This window comes from Mesorhizobium sp. WSM4830, from assembly GCF_055811495.1.
Map to the genome: position 1 here is coordinate 74,955 of NZ_JBVVQI010000025.1, position 17,007 is coordinate 91,961.

17 protein-coding genes are annotated in these 17,007 nt (G+C 63.2%); 11 read left to right on the forward strand and 6 right to left on the reverse strand.

The annotated features are described in order from the left end of the window. The first annotated feature begins 54 nt into the window (after nt 1-54). The 4 genes from phnC (at nt 55) to phnE (AC0L2Y_RS26210) (ending at nt 4,404) form a co-directional block, all read left to right on the forward strand. On the forward strand, nt 55-903 hold the full coding sequence (gene phnC, locus AC0L2Y_RS26195) for a phosphonate ABC transporter ATP-binding protein (protein WP_352644070.1): 849 nt from the start codon (nt 55-57) through the stop codon (nt 901-903). 147 nt (nt 904-1,050) lie between these two features. Then, nucleotides 1,051-1,959, forward strand: coding sequence for a phosphonate ABC transporter substrate-binding protein (gene phnD / locus AC0L2Y_RS26200; RefSeq protein WP_473560494.1), 909 nt, complete (start codon nt 1,051-1,053; stop codon nt 1,957-1,959). A gap of 53 nt (nt 1,960-2,012) precedes the next feature. Further along, nucleotides 2,013-2,969 carry a phosphonate ABC transporter, permease protein PhnE gene (gene phnE, locus AC0L2Y_RS26205; RefSeq protein WP_352491772.1) on the forward strand — a complete coding sequence of 319 codons (957 nt, stop codon included), beginning with the start codon at nt 2,013-2,015 and terminating at the stop codon, nt 2,967-2,969. 67 nt (nt 2,970-3,036) lie between these two features. Then, on the forward strand, nt 3,037-4,404 hold the full coding sequence (gene phnE / locus AC0L2Y_RS26210; RefSeq protein WP_473560496.1) for a phosphonate ABC transporter, permease protein PhnE: 1,368 nt from the start codon (nt 3,037-3,039) through the stop codon (nt 4,402-4,404). A 228-nt stretch (nt 4,405-4,632) separates the two neighbouring features. On the opposite strand, the gene AC0L2Y_RS26215 is transcribed toward phnE (AC0L2Y_RS26210), so the two are convergent. From AC0L2Y_RS26215 to AC0L2Y_RS26225, 3 genes are all read right to left on the reverse strand, one after another. Further along, nucleotides 4,633-5,487, reverse strand: a complete 855-nt coding sequence (locus AC0L2Y_RS26215) for a sugar phosphate isomerase/epimerase family protein (RefSeq protein WP_352491774.1) — start codon at nt 5,485-5,487, stop codon at nt 4,633-4,635. 36 nt (nt 5,488-5,523) lie between these two features. After that, nucleotides 5,524-6,711, reverse strand: a complete 1,188-nt coding sequence (locus AC0L2Y_RS26220) for a Gfo/Idh/MocA family protein (RefSeq protein WP_352491775.1) — start codon at nt 6,709-6,711, stop codon at nt 5,524-5,526. A gap of 153 nt (nt 6,712-6,864) precedes the next feature. Continuing rightward, nucleotides 6,865-7,920 (reverse strand): sugar phosphate isomerase/epimerase family protein, encoded by a 1,056-nt coding sequence (locus tag AC0L2Y_RS26225; protein ID WP_352491776.1) that lies wholly within the window; start codon nt 7,918-7,920, stop codon nt 6,865-6,867. Nucleotides 7,921-8,312: 392 nt separating this feature from the next. On the opposite strand from AC0L2Y_RS26225, the gene AC0L2Y_RS26230 reads away from it, so the two are divergent. From AC0L2Y_RS26230 to AC0L2Y_RS26250, 5 genes are read left to right on the forward strand one after another with little or no spacing between them, the layout of a single operon-like run. Next, nucleotides 8,313-9,200 carry a sugar phosphate isomerase/epimerase family protein gene (locus AC0L2Y_RS26230; RefSeq protein WP_023675190.1) on the forward strand — a complete coding sequence of 296 codons (888 nt, stop codon included), beginning with the start codon at nt 8,313-8,315 and terminating at the stop codon, nt 9,198-9,200. A 54-nt stretch (nt 9,201-9,254) separates the two neighbouring features. After that, on the forward strand, nt 9,255-10,424 hold the full coding sequence (locus tag AC0L2Y_RS26235) for a mandelate racemase/muconate lactonizing enzyme family protein (protein ID WP_352491777.1): 1,170 nt from the start codon (nt 9,255-9,257) through the stop codon (nt 10,422-10,424). A 1-nt stretch (nt 10,425) separates the two neighbouring features. After that, nucleotides 10,426-11,142 (forward strand): FadR/GntR family transcriptional regulator, encoded by a 717-nt coding sequence (locus AC0L2Y_RS26240; RefSeq protein ID WP_292661187.1) that lies wholly within the window; start codon nt 10,426-10,428, stop codon nt 11,140-11,142. A gap of 1 nt (nt 11,143) precedes the next feature. Then, on the forward strand, nt 11,144-12,124 hold the full coding sequence (locus tag AC0L2Y_RS26245) for a hydroxyacid dehydrogenase (RefSeq protein WP_352491778.1): 981 nt from the start codon (nt 11,144-11,146) through the stop codon (nt 12,122-12,124). Nucleotides 12,125-12,167: 43 nt separating this feature from the next. Next, entirely contained in the window at nt 12,168-12,551 is a 384-nt protein-coding gene (locus tag AC0L2Y_RS26250) for a hypothetical protein (RefSeq protein WP_473560499.1), read from the forward strand. 14 nt (nt 12,552-12,565) lie between these two features. Here the strand turns inward: AC0L2Y_RS26250 and AC0L2Y_RS26255 are convergent, their stop codons facing one another. Beyond that, nucleotides 12,566-13,861: an amidase gene (locus tag AC0L2Y_RS26255; RefSeq protein WP_473560501.1), complete on the reverse strand. Its 1,296-nt coding sequence runs from the start codon at nt 13,859-13,861 to the stop codon at nt 12,566-12,568. Nucleotides 13,862-13,981: 120 nt separating this feature from the next. Between AC0L2Y_RS26255 and AC0L2Y_RS26260 the strand changes: the two genes are divergently transcribed. After that, nucleotides 13,982-14,329, forward strand: a complete 348-nt coding sequence (locus AC0L2Y_RS26260; protein WP_473560502.1) for a GFA family protein — start codon at nt 13,982-13,984, stop codon at nt 14,327-14,329. Here AC0L2Y_RS26260 and AC0L2Y_RS26265 read toward each other — a convergent pair. Next, nucleotides 14,326-15,549, reverse strand: a complete 1,224-nt coding sequence (locus AC0L2Y_RS26265; RefSeq protein WP_473560503.1) for an MFS transporter — start codon at nt 15,547-15,549, stop codon at nt 14,326-14,328. The genes AC0L2Y_RS26260 and AC0L2Y_RS26265 overlap by 4 nt on opposite strands. A gap of 91 nt (nt 15,550-15,640) precedes the next feature. On the opposite strand from AC0L2Y_RS26265, the gene AC0L2Y_RS26270 reads away from it, so the two are divergent. Next, complete coding sequence (locus AC0L2Y_RS26270) at nt 15,641-16,612, forward strand: AraC family transcriptional regulator (protein WP_473560504.1); 972 nt, start codon at nt 15,641-15,643, stop codon at nt 16,610-16,612. 30 nt (nt 16,613-16,642) lie between these two features. On the opposite strand, the gene AC0L2Y_RS26275 is transcribed toward AC0L2Y_RS26270, so the two are convergent. Beyond that, nucleotides 16,643-16,924 (reverse strand): hypothetical protein, encoded by a 282-nt coding sequence (locus tag AC0L2Y_RS26275; protein ID WP_473560505.1) that lies wholly within the window; start codon nt 16,922-16,924, stop codon nt 16,643-16,645. Nucleotides 16,925-17,007: the final 83 nt, after the last annotated feature.

The following is a 17,007-nucleotide window of genomic DNA, read 5'->3' on the forward strand; positions in this document are numbered from 1 at the left end:
TGCGCTAGCGAGGGTTAACAGACCTCCAATTGCGACTGGACTGGAGCCTGCACCATGTCAGCTACGCTCGAAATCCGCGGCGTCACCCGCCGGTTCGGCAAGAACACCGCCGTCAGCAATGTTCACATCGCGATTCCGCAAGGCCAGATGGTCGGCATCATTGGCCGCTCCGGCGCCGGCAAATCGACGCTGCTGCGCATGATCAACCGCCTCATCGATCCGAGCCAGGGATCCATCCTGTTCGACGGCGTCGAGGTCTCCGGGTTGCGCGGCTCGCCGCTCCGGCGCTGGCAGCGCGACTGCGCCATGATCTTCCAGCAGTTCAATCTGGTGCCGCGCCTCGATGTGCTGACCAATGTGCTGCTCGGCCGGCTCAACCACCGCTCGACCCTGTCCAACCTGTTCGGCATGTTCTCCCGCGGTGAGTGCGCCGAGGCGGTTGCCGCCCTCGAGCGCCTCGACATCGCCCGCACCGCGCTGCAGCCCGCCGGCACGCTTTCCGGCGGCCAACAGCAGCGCGTTGCGATTGCGCGTGCCATGATGCAGCAGCCGAAAGTGCTGCTTGCCGACGAGCCGATCGCCTCGCTCGATCCGCTCAACGCCAAGGTGGTGATGGATTCGCTGCAGGACATCAATTTGCGCGAAGGCATCACCGTCATCACCAATCTGCACACGCTCGACACGGCGCGCACCTATTGCAACCGCATCATCGGCATGGCCGCCGGCAAGGTGGTCTTCGACGGCCCGCCCGAAGCCCTCAACCGCGAGGCCGTGCGCATGGTCTACGGCGCCGACAGCAATGGCGGCGAAATCTCCGAGGCCATCACCTCGACCAGTGTCGCCATCAAACAGAAAATCGCAGCATCCGCCGGACCGCTCGAGCCCGCGTTCCCGGGATATTAGTCCATGATCCCGAAAAGTGGACACCGGTTTTCGGGAAAGATCATGGACAAGCAAAAGAGCAACCCGGATCGCCCGCCCGCGTCAAAGGCACTCGTCAAAAATTCGAACGCTACCGGCGCGAGGCCGGGGGCCAACAGGAGAGAGATAATGTTCAGGAAGATGGTTTTTGGCGCCGTTTCATTGCTCGCCATCGCGGCAAGCGCCGCTCACGCCGCGGATATCAAGGAATTCCGCATCGGCATCCTTGGTGGTGAAAACGAAGCGGACCGGCTGCGCAACTTTCAGTGCCTCGCCGATCACCTGAAGTCCGAATTCGGCTTCGAAAAGGTCTCGCTGTTCCCGGCCGCCGATTATGACGGCGTTATCCAGGGCCTGCTCGGCGGCACCCTCGATTTCGCCGAGCTTGGCGCGTCAGGCTATGCCAGCGTCTACCTCAAGGATCCGAACGCCGTGACCCCGATCCTCACCACCCAGCAGACCGACGGCGCGACCGGCTATTATTCGATCGGCCTGGCGCTGAAGTCGTCCGGCATCACCGACATCAAGTCGGCAAAGGGCAAGAAGCTTGGCTATGCCGACCCGGATTCAACCTCCGGCTATCTGATCCCGCTGACCCAGATCCCGAAGGACACCGGCGCCTCGAACGAAACCTTCTTCGCCTCGACCCAGTTCAATGGCGGCCACGAGAACAACCTCCTCGCCGTCCGCGACGGCAAGGTCGACGTGGCGGTTGACGACTCGTCGGGCATCGGCGACTTCAAGAACGGCTACACCTCCGGCACTTTCCACAAGGAAGTCGCCAAGGGCGCCGTCGACCCCAACGATTTCGTCGAAGTCTGGCGCTCCGGCTTGATCCCGAACGGCCCGCTGGTCGTGCGCACCGCGCTCGGAGGCGATACGAGCGCCAAGCTCGCCAACTTCTTCACCAGCCTGCCGGCCAAGGACAAGCCTTGCTTCGAGGCCATCGAAGGCGGCGATTTCACCGGCTACGTTCCGGTGAAGCCGGACTTCTACAGCGTCATCGTCGAAGCCCGCAAAGCCGCGATCGGCGGCTGAATGCAATTGGGAAGGGCGGCGTTTTCTCGCGCCGCCCTTTTTGCATGCCCATCATGACCATCTCAGCCACGATCCGATCAGACGTGACCCGGCGGACGGCCGATACCTGGCGACGCCAGACGTCCTTGCGCCGGTTCTACACGGCGCTCGGCATCGGCCTGCTGCTTATTGCCATGTGCACAGCCATGTGGTTCGCCGACGAGGCCAATGCCGGACATTTCTTCGATCGGCTGCCCCACATACTGGATTTCCTTAGCTGGCTTGTTCCCAAGGACTGGAACGACGTCTGGCGGGCGCTGTTCGACATCGCATCGCCGCACGACAAGGGCAGCCAGGAGTTCAACTTCCCGCTTGGCCGCGTCTATCTCTGGGGCGGCTTTTATCTACCCGAATATTTCGAGCTGATGCTCACCACACTTAACGTGGCGCTGGTTTCCACTTTCATCGGCTTTGTCTTTGCGGTGCCCTTTTCCTTCATCGCGGCCCGCAATTTGACACCCAGTCCGGTGCTCAGGCTCGTCGTCAAGCGCTTCATGGAACTGCTTCGCGCCTTCCCCGAGATCGTCATTGCCGGCCTGTTCGCAGCCATCCTCTCGCCCGGCCCGGTCGCAGCCATCATCGCCATCGGCCTGCATTCGATCGGCGCGCTCGGCAAGCTCTTCTACGAGATCAACGAAAACATCGACATGCGCGCCGAAGAAGGCCTGCGCGCGGTCGGCGCGAACTGGTTCGAGCGCGTGCGTTTCGCCGGCCTGCCGCAAGTGCTGCCCAATTTCATGTCCTACGCTCTGCTCAGGATCGAGATCAATGTGCGTATCTCGACCATCATCGGCGCGGTCGGTGGTGGCGGCATCGGCGAGGAGCTGAAGCTCTCCATCTCGCGCGGCTTCGGCGCCAAGACGCTGGCGCTGGTGCTGCTGTTGTTCACCACCATCTTCCTCGTCGACCAGTTCTCCGCCTGGCTACGCCGCAAGCTCGTCGGCGAGCAGGCATTCATGATGGGTGCCTGACCATGATCCCAAAAAGTGGATTCCGGTTTTTGGAAAAGATCATGGCAAATCAACAAGAAGACTGACCATGGCCGCGATGACCGCCAATGAGATGCAATCGATCGAGGAACGCTTTCCCGAGGTGTTCCGGCGGCCCCTGTACAAGCGCTTCGGCCCGCTGGCCCTGTTCGCCGGCATCCTGCTCTACCTCCTCTACGCCTTGTGGTTCTTCAGCCTGCCGCAAGTACTGAGGGAATCGCACTGGGAGCGCCTGCCGCTCTTCCTGACGCAATGGATCAGCTACGATCTGCAGCCGGAATTCCGTCTCGATCAGCCTCAGATCACGCCCAAATACCCGCGGTTTTCCGCACTTGGCGAATACCCTCATCCCGATTGGGTCATCACCAATGCCAACGGCTCCTACACCATCCTGATCGACGGCCGAGCCAAATCCGTCACCTTCGACAAGGCCGAGGCGACGCTTGTCGCCAATGGCCAGGCGGTGCCGGTGTCGTTGACCAGCGGCAAACCGGTAATATCCGGCCCGGTGCCGGAGTGGATCACCGCGCACGACGATGAGATCGTCGCCAGGATGGGCTTTGCCGGCGAGGTCCGTATAACCGTCGATCGCGTCAAGGTCCGCAAGCGCTTCCTCGGCTGGGCGAATTTCGTCTTCGACACACGCTCGCCCTTCTTCGGCAAATCGCCCGGCGAGGTGGTCTCGTTGCTGGTGTCCGGGCCCCAGCTCAAGCCGGGCACATCGAACATTGCGCTGGCCGCCGACAATATCTGGAACAACGCCCAATGGCAGCATGGCGATGTCTGGACGAAGCTGTTCCAGACCATCGTCATGGCATTTCTCGGCACCTTGCTCGGCGGCATGGCCGCCTTCCCGCTCGCCTTCTTCGCCGCCCGCAACATCACCCCGAGCGGCCTGCTCAGCCAGGTGCTAAAGCGGTTCTTCGATTTCATGCGTTCGGTCGACATGCTGATCTGGGCGCTGTTCTTCACCCGCGCCTTCGGCCCAGGCCCGCTTGCCGGCAGCGCCGCGATTTTCTTCACCGAGATCGGCACGCTCGGCAAAGTCTATTCGGAAGGCCTCGAGAACATCGACGACAAGCCACGCGAGGGCATCCAGTCGACCGGCGCCAACGGCTTGCTGGTGCAGCGCTATGGCGTGCTGCCGGAAGTGATCCCAGTCTTCATCAGCCAGACACTCTATCAGTGGGAATCCAACACCAGGGGCGCGACGATCATCGGCGCCGTCGGTGCCGGTGGCATCGGCCTTAAGCTCTGGGAGGCGATGCGCACCAATTCCAACTGGGCCAATGTCTTCTATATGGTGCTCTTGGTCCTGCTCGTCGTTTTCATCTTCGACAACATTTCCAATTTCCTGCGCCGCCGCTTGAGCAGGACGATCCACGACTATAACAGGATCCAGGCCGAGCAGGGGTGATCCCCTCGCCAGAAGCCGGCGGGACAGCGCCCCCTCTGTCCTGCCGGACATCTCCCCCACGAGGGGGGAGATTGGCAGCTTGGTCCTCGGCACCCTCTTTTGCGCCGTTCGAGATTGGCGAAAGAGGAGATGACGACCAATCTCCCCCCTCGTGGGGGAGATGTCCGGCAGGACAAAGGGGGGCGAAGGATCGCCGACGCTCGTCGGCCGAAAGGCGCCTACCGCGGCCTAGGTGGCCGCCCTCTTCCAGCCGTCCTTGATATGCTTGTATCCCTCCCGATAAACCGCTTCCGGGCCTTCGGAAAAGTCGCGCCACACCTTGGTGGCCGCGGCCAGCTCCTTCAGCGAGCGGCCGAACGCCTCGATCGTCAGCCAATCGTCATAGCCGCTCTTGCGGATGGCGGAGAATGTCTCCTTCCAGGGGACGTGGCCGCGGCCCGGCACGCCGCGGTCGTTCTCCGAAATATGGATATGGACGATGTTCTTGCGGTTGCGCGTATAGGCGCCGATCGGGTCGGCCTCTTCGATGTTGGCGTGGAAGGTGTCGTACATCGCCTTGATGTGCGGCCGGTCGATCGCGTCGATATGCTCCGACAAATCGTCCATCGTGTTGAGCAGATAGCATTCGAAGCGGTTGAGCGCCTCGAGCCCGATGGTGACATTCTTGCTGCCGGCATGATCGCCGATGGCGCGTTGCGAGGCTACCGAGCGCTTCTTCTCGGCCGCCGTCGGCCCGCTGCCGGAAAAGGCGCCAAGTGTCGAATGCAGCGGGCCGCTCAACGTGTTCGCGCCAAGCGCCTGAGCGCAGTCGATCGCCGATTTCATGTAGTCGATACCGGCCTTGCGCGTCGAGGCGTCGGCCGAGATCAAATTCATCGCCGGATCGCCCATGGCAGAAACGGCGGTGCGTTGCAGCCCGATATGGTCGAGCAGCTCGCCGAGTTTCCTGTAGTCGTCCGGCGTGCCGGAGAAGACCGGTATTTCGACGCCGTCGAAGCCGGTCGCCTTGATGTCCCTCAACAACGGCTCGTGCTTTTTCGAGACACTGGTCGTCCACAACAGCATGCACATGCCGATTTTCATCGACGCCCCTCCGCATGAATTCGCCTGCAGGCTTGTTTAGAGGCTTGTCCACGCCCCGTTCTTCTTCGAAGACTTCACGCAGGCCTCGATGAAGGCCATGCCCTCGACGCCGTCCTGAACGGTCGGGAAGACGACATCCTTAGCCGGCTTGCCGCCCTTCCGGCGCGCCGCACGAATAGCCCGCGCGGCTTCCTGGTAGATGTTGGCGAAACCTTCGAGATAGCCTTCCGGATGCCCTGGCGGAACGCGGCTGACGCGACCGGCGACGGGAAGTGCGCCGGCGCCGTTTCGGGTAATCAACTGCTTCGGCTGGCCGAACGGCGTGTACCAGAGATAGTTCGGATCGGCCTGCACCCATTCGAGCCCGCCCTTCGAGCCGTAGATGCGCAATTTCAGCCCGTTCTCGTGGCCGGGCGCCACCTGGCTTGCCCAGATCATGCCCTTGGCCGGGTGCGACCCGCCGATCGGCTTGAAGCGCAGCAGCACATTGATGTTGTCGTCGAGCAGCCTCCCCGGCACGAAGGCATCAAGATCGGCCGACAGCGAATCGAGCTCCAGCCCGGAGACGAAACGGGCAAGGTTGTAGGCATGCGTGCCGATGTCGCCCAGCGCACCGCCGGCACCGGCCTGCTTGGGGTCTGAGCGCCACGCAGCCTGCTTCTGGCCGGTGGCGGCCAGATCTTCGGTCAGCCAGTCCTGCGGATATTCCGACTGCACGATGCGGATGTCGCCGAGCTGCCCCTTGGCCACCATCTCGCGTGCCTGCCGCACCATCGGATAGGCGGTGTAGTTATGCGTCAGCACGAACACCTTGCCGGTCTTGTCGACCAGCGCCGCCAGCTTCCTTGCCTCGGCCAGCGTCGTCGCCAGCGGCTTGTCGCAGATGACGTGGATGCCTGCCTCGAGAAAAGCCTTGGCGGCCGGCACGTGCACATTGTTCGGCGTGACGATGGCCACCACCTCGATGCCGTCCGGCCGCTTGGCCTCCGCCTTGGCCATCTCGGCATAGGAGCCGTAGCTGCGTGCCGGATCGAGCCCAAGCTCGGCCGCCGAGGCCTTGGCGCGCTCCGGATTCGACGACAAGGCGCCGGCAACCAGCACGAACTCGTTATCCATGCGCGCCGCGATGCGGTGCACCGCGCCGATAAAGGCGCCTTGTCCGCCGCCAACCATGCCGTAGCGGATCGGACCGCCTCCCGTTTCCGTCTTCGATGCGCCAACCATGATTTTCTCCCTCGTTATCTGAGATACCCCTCCCCTCGAGGGGAGGGTCGACGCGTAGCGTCGGGGTGGGGTTGGCGGCCATGAAGCTCGGCATGGACCGACCCCACCCGGCCCTCCGGGCCACCCTCCCCTCGAGGGGGAGGGATATCTGTGCTAGATCCCCATCATGCCGCGCAGCACCTTTTTATCGGTCGTGCCGCCGGCGAAATCGTCGAACGCTTTTTCCGTCACCCTGATGATGTGGTGCTGGATGAAGGGAGCGCCTTCGGCCGCACCATCCTCCGGGTGCTTGAGGCAGCATTCCCATTCCAGCACCGCCCATGAGTCGTAATTGTATTGGGTGAGCTTGGAGAAAATGCCGCCGAAATCCACCTGCCCGTCGCCAAGCGAGCGGAAACGCCCGGCGCGGTTGGTCCAGCTCTGGTAGCCGGAATAGACGCCTTGCCGCCCGGTCGGATTGAACTCGGCGTCCTTGACGTGGAACGCCTTGATCCGCTCGTGGTAGATGTCGATGAATTCGAGATAATCGAGCTGCTGCAGCAGGAAATGCGACGGGTCGTAGTTGATGTTGCAGCGCTTGTGGCCGCCGACCGCCTCGAGGAACATCTCGAACGTCGCGCCGTCGAACACGTCCTCGCCCGGATGGATTTCGTAGCCGACATCGACGCCGTTCTCGTCATAGACGTCGAGGATCGGCTTCCAGCGCTTGCCGAGTTCGGCAAATGCTTCCTCGATCAATCCCGCCGGCCGCTGCGGCCAGGGGTAGAGGTATGGGAAGGCCAGGGCGCCGCAAAACGACACCGACGCCTTGAGCCCGAGATTCTTCGACGCCTTGGCGGCGAACTTCATCTGTTCGACCGCCCATTGTTGCCTGGCTTTTGGATTGTTGTGCACCGCAGCCGGCGCAAAGCCGTCGAACTGCGCGTCATAGGCGGGATGCACCGCCACCAGTTGCCCCTGCAGATGCGTCGACAGTTCGGTGATCTCGACGCCGGCATCGGCGCAGATGCCCTTCACCTCGTCGCAATAGGCCTTGGAGGAGGCTGCCTTCTCGAGATCGAACAGTCGAGCGTCCCATGTCGGGATCTGCACGCCCTTGTAGCCCAGACCGGCCGCCCATTTGGTGATCGAGCCCAGCGAATTGAACGGAGCGGCGTCGCCCGCAAACTGCGCCAGAAACAGACCAGGCCCCTTCATCGTCGTCGGCATCGGCATCTCCCTATGTTTCACGACCAAGCATAGCGCCGATTGAAAACAGGGCCAGCCGCTTTGGTCTCTTTGCACAGCGCGCTTGGCGCCGCTATTCTGGTATTACCAAATGCCGAAATCTGGTCAAGCCATTTGACGCGCTGCCGCAGTCCTGCAACCATACCGAGTTAGGCCACATGTTTAAGCAGAATCAATGAACTAGCCAGGAACAAACGCTTGATTTCAGCAGTTCTTGCCGTCCAGATGAAATTACTGTAGACCTCCCATCAGGCCCAATTGGTCGAACCAGTTTGACAAAAATGCTGGGACGCCTTGGGGAGGAATCATGCGGCACGCTTCGGCAGAGTGCGCCGCAGGCGAACTGGTACAGGCGATTCTGGGAAGGATAGACCATGCATCTTTCGACGCACAATTGGATGCGGGCGGAGCCGCTGGAAACGACGCTCAAGCGCATCAAGAAATTCGGCTACGAGTCGATCGAGATCTCCGGCGAACCCGAACAGTACAAGCCCAAGGAGACGCGCGCGCTGTTGAACGAGTACGGCATTCGCTGCTGGGGAGCGGTGACGCTGATGCTGGGCGAGCGCAATCTCGCCGCCAAGGATCAGGGCCAGCGCGAGCGCTCGGTGCAATATGTCAAGGACGTGCTGACCATGGTCAGCGAGCTCGACGGCGAGATCATCACGCTGGTTCCGGCCACCGTCGGCAAGGTGGTGCCGGACGGCACCGAGGAAGAGGAATGGAAATGGGTGGTCGACGCCACCCGGGAATGCTTCACCCACGCCAAGAAGGTCGGCGTCAAGATCGCGGTCGAGCCGCTCAACCGCTTCGAGACCTATCTGTTCAACCGCGGCGCCCAGGCACTGGCGCTGGCCGATGCGGTCAGCCCCGAATGCGGCGTCTGCCTCGACGCCTACCACATCCACATGGAAGAATTTAACGTCTACGATGCCATCCGGCAGGTCGGCAAGCGCCTGTACGACTTCCATGTCGCCGACAACAACCGCTTCGCCGCCGGCCTCGGGCAGATCGACTGGCCGAAGATCGTCGGCACGCTGAAGGAGATCGGCTATGACGGCGCGCTGACCAATGAATTCGTCGCCCCCGTCGACCGCACGCCGGCTGCCCCCTATCCCGACATGGTCGAACGCAACCCCGTCGACATCTCGCCGGAGCAGCTGAAATTCATTCAGGACCACGGCTCCAGCGTGCTCACGGAGAAATTCTACACCGACCAGATGCGCATCAACGCGGAAACGCTGCTGCCGCTGATCAAGTAGCCGAGCCGTTTGGAAAAGCCCTTCCGCCTCACCGCGGCCGGGCCGAGGATGAACATGCGCATCAAGACGGTCCAAGCCTGGTGGGTCCGCATACCGATCGAAGCCGCGAAGCAGCACCGCAGCGACTTCGGTCAGGTGGCGACGTTCGACGCCGCCATCCTGCGCATTGAAACCGACGACGGTCTGGTCGGCTGGGGCGAAGGCAAGAATGCTGCCGGCAGCGCCGGCAGCTACGGCGCTCTCGTTCATTTGCTGAACTACGAGGTCGGCCCGCAGCTGGTCGGCCGCGACCCGGCCGACATCGCCGTCATATGGGAGATGCTCTATAATGGTACGCGCCACGACAGCGCCGCTCGCGCCGGCCATGCCATGCCGCAATTGGCACGACGGGGCATGAGCATCGCCGCCATCAGCGCCGTCGACATCGCATTGTGGGACATTCTCGGCAAATCGCTCGGCGTTCCGGTCTGGCGGCTGCTTGGCGGCCGCAAGCTGGACCGCATGCCGGCCTATGCTTCCGGCGGCTGGGCCACCGCGGAAGCCATCGGCGACCAGCTGCGGTCCTACATCGCCAAGGGCGGCTTCAAGGCGCTGAAGATGCGCGTCGGTGCGATGGACGGCGCCCCACATATCTCGGCGGCTCGCGTCCGCGCCGCAAGACAGGCGCTCGGTCCCGATATCGACCTGATGGTTGACGCGCACGGCACGTACACGGTGGCCGAAGCCAAGCGCTTCATCCATCTCGCCGGCGACCTCGATCTCGCTTGGTTCGAGGAGCCGGTGATCGCCGACGACAAGCCCGGCATGGCCGAGGTGCGTGCCTGCGGCTCGATACCGATCGCTACCGGCGAAAGCGAGGCGACGCGCTATGCCTTCCGCGACCTCGCCGTACTCAAATCCGCCGATATCTTCCAGCCGGATCCGGCCTTTTGCGGTGGCATCAGCGAGGCGATGAAGATCGGCACCATCGCCAGCGCCTTCAATCTGCGCTTTGCGCCGCATCTTTGGGCCGGCGCGCCCTGCTTCTTTGCCGGGCTGCATGTCTGCGCTGCTTCGCCGGCGAGCTTCACCGTCGAATATTCGCTCGGCGCCAACCCGATGATCCACGATCTGATCGAAGAGACTGTCGAAGCAAAGGACGGTATGGTAGCGATCCCTGATAGACCCGGGCTGGGATTCACCATTTCGGAGCGGTTCCTGGAGGCGCACGCGCAACACGGCTGACATGAAAGAAAAAAACCTTCTCGCGGAACTCGCCGCCTATCTGTTCTCCCATTCGGACAAGGAGACGGGCCGCACGCCGTCGGAGCGCGAACTGGCAGAGCATTTCAGCGTCAGCCGCGGCCAGATCCGCGAGGCGCTGGCCATTCTCGAGGCCATGCGCATCGTCGAGCGACGGGCGAAATCCGGCATCTACATCGATACGAAGCAGGCGAGCGTCGAGGCGATGGCGCTGTTCGCCCGCGCCGGCCTGCCGCTCGATCCCGTCCAGATCTACGAGACGGTCGAGTTGCGCAAGATCCACGAGATCAAGGCCGCCGAACTTGCCTGTTCACGCGCCACCGAGGAGAATTTCGAGCGGCTGCGCGAGATCCTGAAGGCCTCCGAGGATCGCATCGCCGCCGGTGAAGGCCTTGCCCGGGAAGACCGCGAGTTCCACCTCGAGATCGTGCGGGCGACCAAGAACAGCGTCTTCCACAATATCTGCAGCGTCTACTACATGATGGGTGAGCTGCGCCTGCCGATCTATTTCAACGATCCCGAACGCAGCGTGCGCTCCCATGCCGAGCATATCCAGATCTACGAGGCGCTGCTGCGCCGCGACGGCAATCTCGCCCAGGCGCTGATGAGCGCCCACCTGCAAGGCGCGGAAAGCTACTGGAAGGGGCTGATCGAGGGGCGCGGGGCGGAGCCGGAAAGCCCAGCGCTCGAAAAGGCCTGAAATGCCCAAGATCCTGTCAACACACAGACTGCACCCTCGTGCCGCTTCCATGCTGACAGGGGCCGGCGAACTCGTCGTTGCTTCCGCCCTCGATGCGGCCACGCTTGCCGCCGAGGCAAGGGACGCCGATGTCATCATCGTTCGCGCTCCCTTGCCTGCGGCGCTTTTCGAAGGAGCGAAGAAGCTCAGGGCCGCGATCCGCCACGGCGCCGGGCTGGACATGGTACCGTTGGAAGCGGCCAATGCGGCCGGCGTGCTGGTGGCGAACGTGCCGGGGGTGAACGCGCGATCCGTCGCCGAATATGTGATGTTCGCGGCGCTGGCGCTGCTTAGGCACTTTCGTGTGTTGGACCGCGACTTGCGTGCGAAGGGCTGGCTGGCGGGCCGCGAACACACGGTGGTGGCCAGCGAGCTAGCGGGCAAGACGATTGGCATTGTCGGCCTCGGCGCGATCGGCCAGGCGGTTGGCCATATCGCGGCACATGGGTTCGATCTGAATGTGGTGGCGACGACCCGCAGCATGCGGCCGGCGCCGGACAGGGTCGGCTTCCTGTCGATCGATGCACTCATCGAGCAGAGCGACATCATCGTTCTGTGCTGCCCGCTGACGCCGGAAACACGGGGGCTGATCAGCCGGGAGCGCATTGACCGGATGAAGCCGGATGCGCTGCTGATCAATGTTTCGCGCGGGCCGGTAATCGATGACGACGCGCTGATCGAGGCCTTGCAGAAGGGCCGCATCGGCGGCGCTGCGCTCGATGTTTTTGCAACACAACCGCTGCCGCCCAACCATCCCTATTTCGGCTTCGACAACGTCATCGTCACCCCGCACATGGCCGGGATCACCGAGCAGTCGATGATGCGCATGGGCGTCGGCGCGGCTGGCGAAGCCTTGCTGGTGCTGGCCAACAGATTGCCGGTCAATCTACGCAACCCCGAAGTGGCCGAGCACTACCGGCGGCGGTTCCCTGTCGATCTCTGAGAACGCCTCAATTTTCCCGAACTCGCCGGCGATGGTGCCGGCCATGGTAAACGTCACAAAATTCCTGCTGACGGCCGGCTTCTGCGTGGCGACGGCGCAAGCCTTCGCCAACGGACAGGGCAGCTACGTGTTCTGCGACAACGGCTTGCGCTGCGTGGCGGCACCCTGTCCATCGAACAGCGCACTCGACCTCGCTACTGGTAAGCTCATCAAAGGCGTTTCGATCGACATTGATCGCCTGCCGCAGCAAGGCAAGGCCCTCGATCTTTCGGACAAGCTCTATGCCGGCAAGGTCGTTGTTGTCGGATCGATCGAGAACCGCACACGGACCTTCAACGGCAAGCGGTACACCCTGCCTTGGCTGGTCGCCACCAGCATCGAACGCGCCGCCAAGGACAGCGAACGCGGCCACTGCTCGTCGCGCTGACACGCGCTATCGCATCAATTTGCAAGCAGCGCCTCCACGCCCGCTGCGATGCGCAGCAGGTCGTGGTCATGGCCATTGCGCGCCACCAGCATCAGCCCGGCCGGACGCGTCATTCCCGGCATCGGCAGCGAGATGGCTGATAGATCGAACTGGTTGGCGACCTGCGTGTTGCGCAGCAGAAGGCCTTCCGTCCTGTTGCACAGAGCCTCGTCGTCGGTCATCGAGACGATCGTCGGCGCCGTCACCGGCGTGGTCGGCAGGGCCAGCACGTCGACCGACGCCAGTCGCTCATCCATTGCGGCGGCCAGCGCCATGCGGCGGCGCATTGCCCTGATATAGACCGTGGCCGGAATGGTGGCGGCGCGCGACAATGGCCCGCTTACCCGCGGGTCGACCGGCGTCGCCGCTCCCGTCGCCAGCCAGTCGGCATGGATTTCCGCCCCTTCCATTGCCGCGATCGACGCGCGTTGGGTTGCCGCGCGCAGATCGGCAAGCAGGTCGTCGATCGACAACTCGACAAGCCATGCGCCGCTAAGCTCCATCTTGCGAAGACACCCGTCGAACGTTGTCGCGACCTCTTCCTGCGTATCATCGAACAGCACGCCGCGCGGAATGCCGATGCGCAGGCCGTCCAGCGGCAGCGGCAACAGTGCCGCCAGGTTTTCGCCCGACATCACTGCATCGGCCGCCGCACATTCGGCGACGGTGCGGGCCAGCGGACCGATCGAGTCCAGCGTGGCCGACAGCGGAAACGCACCCGCGAGCGGCACGCGCCGCGCGGTCGGCTTGAAACCGACGACGCCATTCAGCGATGCCGGAATGCGCACCGAACCACCCGTATCGGAACCGATAGAGATTTGGCTGGTGCCTTCGCCGACCGAAACCGCGGCGCCTGAGGACGAGCCGCCCGGAATACGGCTGGCATCGCTTGCATTGCCGGGCGTGCCGTAATGTGGATTGACGCCGATCGCGGTGAAGGCGAACTCGGTCATGTTGGTCTTGCCGAGGATGACTGCACCGGCCTGGCGCAGCCGGCGAACGACAATGGCATCCCGCAGCGCCGGCGCTGCGGTGGCGAGCAGCAGAGAGCCCGCCGTGGTCGGCTCGCCGGCGACATCGAACAGATCCTTGATCGAGACGATCGCCCCATCGAGCGGTCCGAGCGTGACGCCGGCTTTTCGCCGCGCATCGGCGACGTCCGCCGCCGCCCGTGCGGCTTCCGGGTAGAGCTTTACGAAAACGCTTTCATCGTCGACGCGAGCGGCAAGACGCGAAAGAATTGCTTCGAGGTGATCGCGGGCTGATTGCATTTTTCGGTGTCGGACTCCGCACGCTTGCAACGTCTTAAGGTAGCAGCCTGAAACTGGCCGCAGGAGACATAGCCCGGCACGGTCGGATTTGCACCTGTCGAACCGAAGGAGGAAGGCCCGATGCTCTACCAAGGCAGCTGCCACTGCGGCAAGGTCGCGTTCGAGGTCGAAGGCGAGTTGACCGGAGCCGTACGGTGCAATTGCTCGATCTGCTCGCGCAAGGGTGCACTGCTATGGGCAGTGCCGCATGAGAGCCTACGGGTGCTTGCCTGGGGCGATGATCTCGGCCGCTACAGCTTCGGCAACCATGTCATCGCCCACCGCTTCTGCCGCAGCTGCGGCATTCACCCCTTCGCCGAGGATGGCGGCGAAGGGAGCGGGCGAAGTGCCTATATCAATATTCATTGCATCGAGGCGTTGGACGTCACCGCCGTGCCGGTCTTCGACTTCGACGGCCGTTCCGTTTAGGCCTTGGGATCGTCGACCGGCTTTAGGCCAAGGAAGAACGCCGCCAGTGCCGCAAGCAATGTCGCCGCCGCGCAATAGGCGAAGGCGCTGGCAACGCCGGCATTGTCGACCAGCAGGCCGCCGAAGACGGCGCCCAACGCGATGGCGACCTGGAATGTCATAACCATCAGCCCGCCGGCGCTTTCCGCCTGATCGGGGGCGGCCCGCACCAGCCAGGTCTGCAGCCCGACTGGGACGGCGCCGAAGGCAAAGCCCCAGCTGGCCACTGCTATTGCAGCAACCACGGGTGAGCCTCCGACGACCAGCAGCAAGAGCGCCGAAAACGCGATCAGCAGAGGCGCCAGGCTGACGGCTGCCTTGAGGCTGCGTTCGGCAATGAAGCCGCCGGCAAAATTGCCGAAGAAGCCACCAATGCCGTAGGCGAGCAGCACAAGCGAGATCGTCTCGATGTCCAGCGCGGGAACCTTCTCGAGAAACGGGCGGACATAGGTGAAGCCGGCAAAGTGTCCCGAGGCGACCAGCAGCACCACCAGCAGCGCCACCCTGATCATCGGCCGCTTCATCACCTCCAGCAGCGTGCGAAAACCTGCCGTAACTGCCGGCGGCAGCTTCGGAATGGTAGCCACCTGCACCAGCAGGGCCAGCGCGCCGACCACGGCGGCGATCATGAACGCCGTCCGCCATCCCCAGATGTCGCCGACATAGGCGCCGACTGGAGCCGCACAGACCGTCGCCACCGAAACGCCGGTGAGGATGATCGACATGGCGCGCGGCATCAGCCGCATCGGAACGAGCCGCATCGCCATGGCAGCCGACATCGACCAGAAGCCGCCGAGACTAATGCCAAGCATGATGCGGGCGATCAGAAGAACGGGAAGCGACGACGCAAACGCGGCTACCAGGTTTGACAGCACAAGCAGCACCGTCAGCGCCCACATGACCAGCCTGCGATCCAGCCGCTTGGTGACAATGGCCATGGTCGGCGCCGCTATCGCACCAATGACAGCGGTGGCCGTTACCGCCTGCCCGGCGGCGCCTTCGGTGATGCCGAGATCCTGCGCAAGCGGCGTCAGCAGGCTGGCCGGCAGGAATTCCGCGGTCACCAGGCCGAAGACTCCGAGCGCCAGGGAGACCACCGCCCCCCATGCGGGCTCGGATCGTTCGCCGGTTTCCGATGGATCGAGAACGGCGTCCATGACGCCTGTCGCGGGTTCGGTCATGAGAGAATCTCCGGTCTGTTGCAGCGCAGCATTTGGCTGCAAGGCAACATAAGGAGTGACTGGCTGGAGTTTCCATGCTAGAAACACCATTATGTTTGACCGTTCGTCCAAAATTCCAATCACCGGCGATCCGCTGACGGACATATTGCGCGGATTGCGTCTCGAAGGCGTCGATTACGGCCGTTGCGAGATGAAGGAGCCTTGGGGCATCTATTTTCCGGCTCAGGCGGCGGCACGGTTTCATTTCATCGGACGCAAAGGCTGCTGGTTGCTGCAGCCGTCCGGCGACTGGGTCGAGCTCAAGGCGGGCGACGCTGCCTTGTTGCCGCGCGGCTCAGCCCACACGCTGGCGAGCGAGCCGGGTGTCGAGGCGGCGCCGATCCATGGCTATGAGGTCGAGGAAATCTGCAAGGGCGTCTATTGCATGTCGAATGACGGCGTGCCCGGCTGCCGTCCGGGGACCTTGCTGTTTTTCGGCAGCATGTATTTCAATCTCGATGGCTTGCATCCTTTGCTCGGCATGATGCCGGACGTGATGCGCGCGCATGAGTTGGAAGCCTATGAGCCAGGTATCCCGCATTTGCTGGAAGCGATGGCCCGCGAGGTCACGATGGAGCGCGTCGGCTCCGGCGGCATCCTGGCGCGGCTGGCCGATGTGCTTGCCGCAACCGTCATCCGCTCATGGGTCGAGCGCGGCTGCGGCGATGCCTCCGGATGGATTGCGGCGGTCAGGGACCGCGAGATCGGCCGGGTGCTGGCCGCGATCCATCTCGAACCGAATCGCGACTGGACGGTGGAGGCTCTGGCAAAGATGATGGGCGCCTCGCGATCAGGTTTCGCCGAGCGCTTCGCCACCATTGTCGGCGAAACACCGGCAAAGTACGTCACGCAGGTGCGGATGCACCAGGCGAGGCAATGGCTTGTCCGCGACCGGCTCAAGATTTCCGTCGTCGCGGCTCGCCTCGGCTACGAATCCGACGCCTCCTTCAGCCGCGCCTTCAAACGGGTCATCGGATCGCCACCCAGCCACTTCCGGGCCGAGGAACAGGCGGAGATCCGCTAACCTAATTAGGCCAGCCAAACGTTGGCCGGCTTATTGCTCGGTGATGCAGGCCGAGCCGGCGCTGCTCTTGCAATATTTACCGGAGGCCCCGCACCTGCCATCCGAGACTTCGACGACGGTGCCGCCCAACAACAGCTTGCAGTCGCTGGTGGACAGATTGACCGCGCCGTTGAGGTCCTTGATCTTCTTGGCGTCGACCTGCGCGCCGGCGACAACTTTCTTGGCTGCCTGCGCCTCGCCCAGATGCGCCGCCGACAATCCCATACCGGCGACAAGCAGGATCGTCGCAAAACTGCGTAACAGATTTCCCATAGCCAACCCTCCATTTTGGGCCTCCAAATTGGGCCTGCAAAGCCCGTTTGGGACCAAAGGATCAGCCTATTCGACAAATCGAA